Here is a 9,510-nt window from a genome sequence, read left to right on the forward strand (position 1 = left end):
GGATGACGACATGAAACAGCTGGTGACGAACATCCTGTTTGCGACCGATCTGTCAGAGAACTCGGGTCACGCCATGCGCCACGCGGCCAGCATCGCGCAGGCCACCGGGGCGGAGATTCACGTGCTGCACGTGAACGAGCCGCTGTCGGACGATGCCAAGATCACGATGGAGATGTTCATCCTGAACGAGGAAACCCGCAAGACCGCCGTTGCACGCCGTCACGAGATGGTGCGCAAGGTGCTGGCCGAGCGGCAGGCCAAGTTCTGGGCGCAGTTCGAAGGCGACGACGAAAAGATCCGCGAACAGGTGACCTCGGTCGAGGTCACCGACGGCCACCCGGCCGAGGTGATCCTGCGCCGCTCGGCCGAACTGGGCTGCGACCTGATCGTGCTGGGCGCGCATGACCACGGCTTCTCGCACACCTTCCTGGGCACCGTGGCCAAGCGCGTTCTGCGGCGCTCGAAGATCCCGACACTGATCGTTCCACATCAGGACAAAACGTAACAACCCCCCTCAAAAGGACGTACAAAATGAACAAAACCCTGACCGCGCAGGACCTGTCCGACACGTTCGACGCGTTCAACCGTCATGACATTGACGGTGTGATGACCCACTTCGCCGACGACTGCGTGTTCTACACCGTCGCCGGTGACGAGAAATACGGCAACAAGGTCGAAGGCGCCGAGGCCATCGCCGCCGCGTTCTCGGGCGTGTGGGCGGGCATGAAGGATGCCCATTGGGATCACCACAGCCACTTCGTGCATGGTGACCGCGCGGTGTCGGAATGGATCTTCTCGGGCACCGACGCAAACGGCATGCGGATCGAGGCCGAGGGGGCCGATCTCTTCACCCTTCGGGACGGAAAAATCGTTGTGAAACAGGCGCTTCGAAAGACGCGCCCGATGTTCAAAGCCTGATCCGCCACGCGCGACCGGAGGAGACAAGAATGGTGGACAACTCCATCCCTCGGCACTGGCCCAAGGCCAGCTATGACCCCAAATACGACCCGATCATGGATGCGGGTCCCGGTCATAACCGCGACCATGCCCCGACCTACTGGATCGGCACGGCGGGCCAGCCGCCCGCCGATGACGGTCCCGTGTCGGGTGACATGGACGCGGATGTCGTTGTCGTCGGTTCGGGCTATACCGGCCTGTCCACCGCCATTCACCTTGCCAAGGAACACGGCATCCAAGCCATTGTTCTGGAAGCAAATACCGTGGCCTGGGGTTGCTCGACCCGCAACGGCGGGCAGGCCCAGATCTCGTCCGGGCGCCTCAAGCGGTCGCAATGGATCGAGCGTTGGGGCGTCGAGGCCGCCAAGGGCATGCACCGCGAGGTCTCCGAGGCGTTCGAGCTGTTCAACGACCTGATCGCCAGCGACGACATCGACTGCGATCCGCAGCCGGGCGGGCACTATTACATCGCCCACCGCGCCAAGGTGATGCCGGGGCTGGAGAAAGAAAGCGCGCTGCTGAACGAGACCTTCGGATATGCCTCGCGCATCATCTCGCGCGACGAACTGCACGCCGAACATGTTCGCGATCAAGAGGCGCAAGGCGCGCTGTGGGAGCCTGACGGCACCTGCATCCACGCAGGCAAACTGGCCTTCGGCTATGTCAACATGGCCCGCCGTCTGGGCGTCAAGATCCACACCGGCAGCCCGGTGATGGGGTGGGAGACCAAGAACGGCGTGCACCACCTGCGCACCCCGGGCGGCATCGTGCGGGCCAAGACGGTGGCGCTCGCCACCGCCGGGTACACGCCGCCGGGGCTCAACAGCAAGACCAAGCATCGCCTGATGCCGATCCTGTCGAATTCCATCGTCACTCGCCCGCTGACGCAGGATGAGCTGGCGGAATGCGGCATCCAGACCAAATCGCCGCTGACCGACACCCGCACCCTGCGCCACTACTACCGCCTGCTGCCCGACAACCGGATGCAGATCGGCAGCCGCTCGGCGGTGACCGGGCGCGATGCCGAGAATGACAAGCATCTGGCTCAGCTGAGGAAGGGGCTTGCGCGAAAATTCCCGGCACTTGAGGATATCAACCTCGATTATTCCTGGTGGGGCTGGGTCGACGTGAGCCACGACATGATGCCCCGCATTTTCCAGCCGAATCCGGACGAACGGATCTTTTACGCGATGGGCTATGGCGGCAACGGGGTGATGTATTCGGCGCAAGCCGGACGCCGCATGGCTCAGCAGATCGCCGGGGTGAAGGACGAGGTGTTCAACCTGCCCATCTTCACCTCGCCGCTGCCCAGCCACGGACTGCTCACACCCTTCCGGCGGCTCGGCCAGCGCATCGCTTATGTCTGGTACTACCTCAAGGACGAAGTGGCCTGAATGGCGCACTGCACTCACGGAGACACCGAATGACCACCCATGTCATTGATCTGAACGGCGAAGCCGAAAAGCAAAGCGAAAGGCGTCTGGCCGATCTGCCGGACCGCGTGGTCGAAGGTGACCCGCACCACAAGGTCGGCATGCATTTCACCAGCCCCGATGGCCGCCTGTCCGCCGGAACCTGGACCTCGACCCCCGGCAAGTGGCACGCGTTCACTGACAAGGATGAGTATTGCTACATCATCTCGGGCCATTGCGCGCTGATCCACGAGGACGGCACCCGGCAAGAGTTCCGCACCGGCGCGTCCTTTTTGATCCCCGACGGGTTTCGCGGGTTCTGGGAAGTGATCGAGACCACCACCAAGCATTTCGTTATCCGGGACACGTCGGCTTAACACGCCCCTCGCGCGCGTCTGAAAGGCTGGCTGGGCGTCATCGCCGTGCCAGCCATTTTTCGCCATTGTTCCACGCCATAAAGCTGCCCGCAAAGCGGGCGACACCGCTGTGCCACGGCCTCGGCAGCAACGCGTCCCGTGGCATGGGCCCGCCTGAACCGGATCGCAGGCGTAAACGCATGCGAATGTTCATATGAACCGCAAATTTTATTCATATGAACGTTACAAGGGACTATTATTGCCACAGTGCGCGTTCGAATCGCGCATCGCAATGATCCAACAAGAGGCGCCTGACGTGCTGGGAACATGGCCCTTCAGGCTCTGGGGAGACCGAAATGACCGTTAAATCCATTCTTTCCGCGACTGCCATCGCATCCGTCGCGGCCAGCGCGGCCTTTGCCGCTGACAAGGCCGAAGTCCAGTTCTGGCACGCCATGGGCGGTCAGTTGGGCGAGATCACCGACAAGTTCGCCGCCGATTACAATGCCGGCAGCGAGACCTGCCAGATCAACGCCGTCTACAAGGGCAACTATACCGAGAACATGACCGCCGCCATCGCCGCCTTCCGCGCCGGTGAGCAGCCGCATATCGTGCAGGTGTTCGAGGTTGGCACCGCCACCATGATGGCCGCCGGGGACAAAGGCGCGATCTATCCGGTCTACAAGCTGATGGAAGATGCCGGGATCGATTTCGATCAGTCGGTCTATCTGCCTGCCGTGATCTCTTACTACACCGACACCGAGAACCGCCTGCTGTCGCTGCCGTTCAACAGCTCGACCCCGGTTCTGTGGTACAACAAGACCGCGCTGGACGCCGCCGGTGTGGCCGTGCCGACCACCTGGGACGAGGTTGAGGAAGCCGCGCGTAAACTCAAGGAAAACGGCGTGCCCAAGCCGTTCTCGTTCGGCTGGCAGTCGTGGTCGAATATCGAAAACTACTCAGCCTGGCACAACATTCCGCTGGGCACCGAAGAGAACGGCTTTGCCGGGCTCTCGACCGAGTTCACCTTCAACAATGACGCGGTGGTCAACCACATCCAGCGCATCGGGGACATGGGCAAGGAAGGTCTCTTTGTCTATGGCGGCCGCCGGGGCGACTCGCGTGGGCAGTTCGTGAACGGCGAAACCGCGATGTGGATCAACTCGTCGGCCTATTACGGCGGGTTCAAGAAGGACATCACCGAGTTCGAGTTCGGCCAGACCATGCTGCCGCTGGACACTGCCGTGGCCGAAGCGCCGCAGAACTCGATCATCGGTGGCGCGACGCTGTGGGTGCTGAATGGCAAGGAGCAGGCGGAATATGCCTGTGTGGCCGATTTCTTCCAGTTCCTGTCCAGCCAGGAGCAACAGGCCTATTGGCACCAGCAGACCGGCTATGTACCGATCACCACGGCGGCCTATGAAAAGTCGCAGGCGGACGGGTTCTATGAAAGCGATCCGATGACCGACACCGCGATCAAGCAGCTGAGCCTGAACGAGCCGACCCCGGCCTCCAAGGGCTTGCGCTTCGGCAACTTCGTGCAGATCCGCGACATCATCAACGAAGAGCTCGAGGCCGTCTGGTCCGGCGAAAAAACCGCCAAAGAGGCGATGGACGAAGCGGTCGAGCGCGGCAACGCCCTGCTACGCAAGTTCGAAAACGCCAATAGCTGATCGGTTTCGATCCATGTTGATTGGGGGTCCTGTGACATACGGGGCCTCCGCATCCATCTCCGCAGAGCCTGCTCTGCCGCTTCCACATGGGGACATGAATGCAAAAGCGTGTCGTCTTTCGGTCCCGGCTGCTGCCCTATCTTCTGGTGTTGCCGCAGATCGCGATCACGGTGATCTTCTTCTTCTGGCCGTCCTATCAGGCGCTGGAAAGCTCGTTCTTCATCGAGGACGCGTTCGGCTTTTCCCGCGAGTGGGTGGGGCTGACGAATTACTTCGAACTGTTCAAGGACCCTGGATATCTGAAATCCTTCCGCACCTCGCTGATCTTCGGCATTTCGGTGGCGTTTCTGGCCATGGCGATCTCGCTGGGTCTGGCGGTGGCGGCGAACCGTGTGGTCAAGGCGGCCACCGGATACCGGACATTGCTGATCTGGCCCTATGCGGTTGCACCCGCGCTGGCCGGGGTGATCTGGTATTTTCTGATGAACCCCAGCCTGGGCATCGTCAGCTACTGGCTGAGCGGTGTGGGTGTTGAGTGGAACCACTACGTAAATGGCGATCAAGCCCTGTTCCTGGTGATCGTTGCGGCGGCGTGGAAACAGGTGAGCTATAACTTCCTGTTTTTCCTGGCCGGGCTGCAATCGATCCCGAAATCCATGATCGAGGCCGCCGCCATCGACCGCGCGGGCCCGGTGCGCCGGTTCTGGACCATCGTGTTCCCGCTGCTGACACCCACCACATTCTTTTTGCTGGTCGTCAATCTGGTCTACGCCTTCTTCGACACCTTCGCCCTGATCCACGCCACCACCGAGGGCGGGCCGGTCGATGCGACCTCGATCCTGGTCTTCCGTGTCTACAACACCGGCTTCATCGGGCAGGACTATGGCTCGTCCGCTGCCCAGTCGGTGATCCTGATGGGGCTGGTGATCGCGATGACATTCGTCCAGTTCCGCTATGTCGAGCGCAAGGTGCAGTACTGATGGTTGAAAATCGCCCCTTCCTGACCTTCCTCACCCATGCGGTTCTGATCCTTGGCGTGGTGTTCCTGTGCTTTCCGGTGTGGATGGCGCTGGTCGCCTCGACCCACGGCCCCGAGGCGCTGAGCCGGTCGCCGATTCCGATGTGGTTCGGTGGCCAGATGTGGGAGAACTACTCGCAACTTCTGGCTGGCGGCCTGCCCGAGGCGGGCGGCGTGCCGATCGGGCGGATGATGTTCAACAGCCTGATCATGGCGTTGTGTATCACCTTCGGCAAAATCGCCATCTCGATCATCTCGGCCTATGCCATCGTCTATTTCCGCTTCCCCTTCCGCATGGGGTTCTTCTGGATGATCTTCATCACCCTGATGCTGCCGGTCGAGGTGCGGATCCTGCCCACCTATGACGTGGTGGTGAAGATGGGGATGCTGAACACCTATGCGGGCCTCACCGTGCCGCTGATCGCATCGGCCACCGCCACCTTCCTGTTCCGGCAGTTCTTCTTGACCATTCCCGACGAACTGGTCGAGGCGGCGCGGATCGACCGGGCAGGGCCGCTGCGGTTCTTCTGGGACATCCTGCTGCCGCTGAGCCGGACGAATATTGCCGCGCTCTTCATCATCCTCTTCATCTTCGGCTGGAACCAGTATCTCTGGCCGTTCCTGATCACATCCGACGAAGGGCTCTACACCGTCGTCATGGGCATCCAGCGCATGGTGAACTCGGGCGAGAGCCTGCCGGTCTGGCACTACATCATGGGCACCGCCGTGCTGGCCATGATCCCGCCGGTGCTGGTCGTCGTTGCAATGCAGAAGCTCTTTGTCAAAGGGCTGGTTGAAAGCGAGAAGTAATAAATGGCCACTCTGAATATCTCATCGCTGGGCAAGGTCTATCCGGGCGGGGTGACCGCGGTATCGGACGTGAATATGGATATCGACGATGGCGAGTTCATCGTGCTGGTGGGCCCCTCGGGCTGTGGCAAATCCACCATCCTGCGGATGATCGCAGGGCTGGAAACCATAACCGAGGGCGAGTTGCAGATCGACGACCGCCGCGTGAACGAGCTGGAGCCGGGCGACCGCGACATCGCCATGGTGTTCCAGAACTACGCGCTCTATCCGCATATGAGCGTGCGCGGGAACATGGAATACGGGCTCAAGAACGAGGGCCTGCCCAAGGCCGAGATCGCGAAACGTATTGCCGAGGCGTCGCGGACCCTGCGGCTCGAGGACTATCTCGACCGCAAGCCGCGCCAGCTCTCGGGCGGTCAGCGTCAGCGCGTCGCCATGGGCCGCGCCATCGTGCGCGATCCCAAGGTGTTCCTGTTCGATGAGCCGCTGTCGAACCTTGATGCCAAGCTGCGAACCCAGCTGCGTGCCGAACTCAAGGCGCTGCACCAGAGGCTGGGCGCCACCTTCATCTACGTGACCCACGATCAGGTCGAGGCGATGAGCCTGGCCGACCGGATCATCATCATGAATGCGGGCCGGGTCGAACAGATCGGCACCCCGATGGACCTGTACCTGCGCCCCGCCACCCGGTTCGTGGCGGATTTTATCGGCAGCCCCGCCATGAACATGTTCGAGGGCACAGTGGGCGAGGACCGCCAGTCGCTGGTCTATCACGGCGCCGAGCAGGTGCATTTCGCCGCCGAACTGCCGGTGTCCGCCGGGCAATCGGTGATCATGGGCGTGCGCCCCGAACATCTGCAACACGCCGCCGAGGGGCAGGGCCAGATGGACCTGACCGTGGGCTTTCTGGAGCAGCTCGGCGCCGACACGGTGGTGCACGGCACTTTGAACGGTGGCGACAGCGTGTTGTCGATCCGCCTGCACGGGGTGCAGACCAGCGCCCCTGGCACCCGCTTGCCGCTGACCTTCGCGATGGAGAACGTGCACCTGTTCGACGCGCAGAACGGTGCCCGGCTGAACTGAGCGCGAAAGGATCGGAACCCGGAAATGGCAATGGCGTGCGAGACAGTGAGGTGGACGATGACACCCGAAGCCGCCTTTGACCGGTACGAGGCCATCCGCCATCGCCTGCCCGATATGCGGCGGCCCGGTGCGGCGCGGTCTGCGGCTCATCTCGGGGACCTGGCCGGCGAATTCGACGCCGTTGTCTTCGACGCCTTCGGGGTTCTGAACGTGGGCGAACGCCCGATCCAAGGCGCCGCCGAGCGTGTGGCGATGCTGCGCGCGGCGGGCAAGCGGCTGTTTGTTCTGACCAACGCCGCCAGCTATGACCGCCCCGCCACACTGGCCAAGTTCCGCGGCCTCGGGTTCGATTTCACGCCCGCCGAAATCATTTCCAGCCGCGACGTGTGCGAGGCGCACCTGTCTCGGCGGGCCGTTTCGCTCTGGGGCGTGGCCGCGCCGCCGGGTTTCGATCCGTCCGAATTGGGCGTGACCAACCTGCCTCTGGGCGATGCGCGGGCCGACTATGACCGGGTCGACGGTGTCCTGCTGCTCAGCTCGGCAATCTGGACCGAAGCCCGGCAGACCCTGCTGGAGCACAGCCTACGCGCCCGCCCTCGCCCGGTGGTGGTTGCCAACCCCGATCTGGTGGCCCCGCGCGAGACGGGCCTGACGCTGGAGCCCGGCTATTTTGCGCATGCCTTACAAGACAGGCTGGGGATCGAGGCGGAGTACCATGGCAAGCCGTTTCCTTCGGTTTTCGAAGAGATCGAAGGGCGGCTGGACGGCGTGCCGCGTGCCCGCATCGCGATGATCGGAGACACGCTGCACACGGATGTGCTGGGTGCCAACGCGCGCGGCTGGAGCTCAGTCCTCGTCAGCGCGCACGGGCTCTTTGCCGGCCTCGACGTGGATGCGTTCATCGGGCGCAGCGGCCTGTCTCCGGACTGGATCGTGCCGTCCATTTAGCGCCGTCATTCGGCGCAGGGAGAAAGAGATGATGGAGCTGAACGACCGGCAACGGCAGATCGTCGAGATGATCCGCGGATCCGGCCTGTTGTCGATCAACGCGCTGTCCAGTCATTTCGGCGTCGCGACCCAAACCATTCGCCGGGACATAAATGCGCTGTGCGAACAGGGTGTGGCGCGGCGGGTGCACGGCGGCGTGGCCCCGCCGAGCAACCCGGTGAACCTGACCTTCTCGGCCCGGCGCATCCTGAACGAAGAGGCCAAGCGCAGCATCGGCCAATACGCCGCCGCGCGTATTCCCGATGGGTCCACCGTGCTGCTGGGCATCGGCACGACGGTGCAATATGTGGCCGAGGCGCTGTTGGACAAATCCAACCTGACGATCGTGACCAACAACCTCGAAGTCGCGCGGCTGCTGTGCAGCGGGACCGACCATGACGTGCATCTGGTCGGCGGCCAGTTGCGGGCTGAGGATCGCGACGTCGCCGGCCCGGCAACGCTGCGCGGTTTTTCCGGGTTTCTGGCCGATTTCGCCCTGATCGGTGCCGGCGGGCTGGACGCTGTGCACGGGGTTCTGGATTTCAAGCATTTTGATGCCGAGATCGGTCGGGTGCTGCTGGATCACGCCCGCCACACCATTCTGGTTGCCGATCAGAGCAAATGGGCCAAGACCGCGAAATGCACGGTCGCAGGCTGGGGGCGGTTCGACAGTTTCGTGACCGACAGATTGCCTGAGGCCGAAGCAACCGGCTCGCCAGGTTTCCCGGACGATGTTGAGTTGATCGAAGCCTTTAACGGAGTCTGAAGGTTTCCGCTTCGTGATAGTTGTGGCCTGAAAGCGGGTCTCTCTGGGCGCGGCGAGTCGTTTCTGTGCGCTGTGGGGTCTGATGGCTTGTGGAATCCGAAAGTTCGCCAACAACATGTTGTGGCACGACTCGACGTGCTCAGGTTCGGACTTAGGAGGGGTTACGGGTTTGGTGGGTGTTGGGGTATTGGACGATTGGTCAGATCGGAGTTAGTCGCTTGATTTTAAAAGAAAAAGCGCGACTTTGCAAAAAAAAGCGCCGATTTCGAATTTTCCGCTTGCGGTGGTTTGCAGTTAGTCTTAGAACGCCCTTCACCGGCGCTTGAGGGTTTGCTGGTGGCGCGCTGGAGAGACGGCGGGACACACTGGAGAGACGGTTGGGACGCTCAGGAGAGACTGGGGGCATCTTGGGACGGAGTTAGGCGGGCGCGCTGAGGGTATTGGCGCA

The 9,510-nt window shown here is 62.4% G+C and carries 10 protein-coding genes; all 10 read left to right on the plus strand.

Going from position 1 to position 9,510, the window contains the following annotated elements; genetic code table 11:
* The first annotated feature begins 10 nt into the window (after positions 1–10).
* A complete protein-coding gene (locus tag AB3N21_RS21230; RefSeq protein WP_171180576.1) occupies positions 11–505 on the plus strand; it encodes a universal stress protein in 495 nt (164 codons plus the stop codon).
* A 26-nt stretch (positions 506–531) separates the two neighbouring features.
* The gene (locus AB3N21_RS21235) at positions 532–918 is read left to right on the plus strand and encodes a nuclear transport factor 2 family protein (protein ID WP_367937077.1); all 387 of its coding nucleotides are present in this window, start codon (positions 532–534) and stop codon (positions 916–918) included.
* A 29-nt stretch (positions 919–947) separates the two neighbouring features.
* Positions 948–2,351, plus strand: coding sequence for an NAD(P)/FAD-dependent oxidoreductase (locus tag AB3N21_RS21240; protein ID WP_367937078.1), 1,404 nt, complete (start codon positions 948–950; stop codon positions 2,349–2,351).
* 29 nt (positions 2,352–2,380) lie between these two features.
* Entirely contained in the window at positions 2,381–2,746 is a 366-nt protein-coding gene (locus tag AB3N21_RS21245) for a cupin domain-containing protein (protein ID WP_367937079.1), read from the plus strand.
* A gap of 335 nt (positions 2,747–3,081) precedes the next feature.
* Positions 3,082–4,398 carry a sn-glycerol-3-phosphate ABC transporter substrate-binding protein UgpB gene (ugpB, locus tag AB3N21_RS21250; RefSeq protein ID WP_171180572.1) on the plus strand — a complete coding sequence of 439 codons (1,317 nt, stop codon included), beginning with the start codon at positions 3,082–3,084 and terminating at the stop codon, positions 4,396–4,398.
* A gap of 98 nt (positions 4,399–4,496) precedes the next feature.
* Positions 4,497–5,378 carry a sn-glycerol-3-phosphate ABC transporter permease UgpA gene (gene ugpA, locus AB3N21_RS21255; RefSeq protein WP_171180570.1) on the plus strand — a complete coding sequence of 294 codons (882 nt, stop codon included), beginning with the start codon at positions 4,497–4,499 and terminating at the stop codon, positions 5,376–5,378.
* Positions 5,378–6,226 carry a sn-glycerol-3-phosphate ABC transporter permease UgpE gene (gene ugpE / locus AB3N21_RS21260; RefSeq protein WP_171180568.1) on the plus strand — a complete coding sequence of 283 codons (849 nt, stop codon included), beginning with the start codon at positions 5,378–5,380 and terminating at the stop codon, positions 6,224–6,226. The genes ugpA and ugpE overlap by 1 nt, the downstream gene beginning before the upstream one ends.
* A gap of 3 nt (positions 6,227–6,229) precedes the next feature.
* Positions 6,230–7,309 carry a sn-glycerol-3-phosphate ABC transporter ATP-binding protein UgpC gene (gene ugpC, locus AB3N21_RS21265; RefSeq protein ID WP_367937080.1) on the plus strand — a complete coding sequence of 360 codons (1,080 nt, stop codon included), beginning with the start codon at positions 6,230–6,232 and terminating at the stop codon, positions 7,307–7,309.
* A 57-nt stretch (positions 7,310–7,366) separates the two neighbouring features.
* Positions 7,367–8,257 (plus strand): HAD-IIA family hydrolase, encoded by an 891-nt coding sequence (locus AB3N21_RS21270; protein ID WP_367937081.1) that lies wholly within the window; start codon positions 7,367–7,369, stop codon positions 8,255–8,257.
* Positions 8,258–8,285: 28 nt separating this feature from the next.
* Positions 8,286–9,062, plus strand: coding sequence for a DeoR/GlpR family DNA-binding transcription regulator (locus tag AB3N21_RS21275; RefSeq protein WP_367937082.1), 777 nt, complete (start codon positions 8,286–8,288; stop codon positions 9,060–9,062).
* Positions 9,063–9,510 lie beyond the last annotated feature (448 nt).

The sequence above is a fragment of the Ruegeria sp. genome (genome assembly GCF_040830605.1).
In the GTDB taxonomy this organism is placed as follows: Bacteria; Pseudomonadota; Alphaproteobacteria; order Rhodobacterales; family Rhodobacteraceae; genus Ruegeria.

Excerpts from the sequence above, each read along its gene's own strand:
- AB3N21_RS21230 (WP_171180576.1), top strand. The coding sequence starts at position 11 with ATGAAACAGCTGGTGACGAACATCCTGTTTGCGACCGATCTGTCAGAG.
- AB3N21_RS21235 (WP_367937077.1), top strand. The coding sequence starts at position 532 with ATGAACAAAACCCTGACCGCGCAGGACCTGTCCGACACGTTCGACGCG.
- AB3N21_RS21240 (WP_367937078.1), top strand. The coding sequence starts at position 948 with ATGGTGGACAACTCCATCCCTCGGCACTGGCCCAAGGCCAGCTATGAC.
- AB3N21_RS21245 (WP_367937079.1), top strand. The coding sequence starts at position 2,381 with ATGACCACCCATGTCATTGATCTGAACGGCGAAGCCGAAAAGCAAAGC.
- ugpB (WP_171180572.1), top strand. The coding sequence starts at position 3,082 with ATGACCGTTAAATCCATTCTTTCCGCGACTGCCATCGCATCCGTCGCG.
- ugpA (WP_171180570.1), top strand. The coding sequence starts at position 4,497 with ATGCAAAAGCGTGTCGTCTTTCGGTCCCGGCTGCTGCCCTATCTTCTG.
- ugpE (WP_171180568.1), top strand. The coding sequence starts at position 5,378 with ATGGTTGAAAATCGCCCCTTCCTGACCTTCCTCACCCATGCGGTTCTG.
- ugpC (WP_367937080.1), top strand. The coding sequence starts at position 6,230 with ATGGCCACTCTGAATATCTCATCGCTGGGCAAGGTCTATCCGGGCGGG.
- AB3N21_RS21270 (WP_367937081.1), top strand. The coding sequence starts at position 7,367 with ATGACACCCGAAGCCGCCTTTGACCGGTACGAGGCCATCCGCCATCGC.
- AB3N21_RS21275 (WP_367937082.1), top strand. The coding sequence starts at position 8,286 with ATGATGGAGCTGAACGACCGGCAACGGCAGATCGTCGAGATGATCCGC.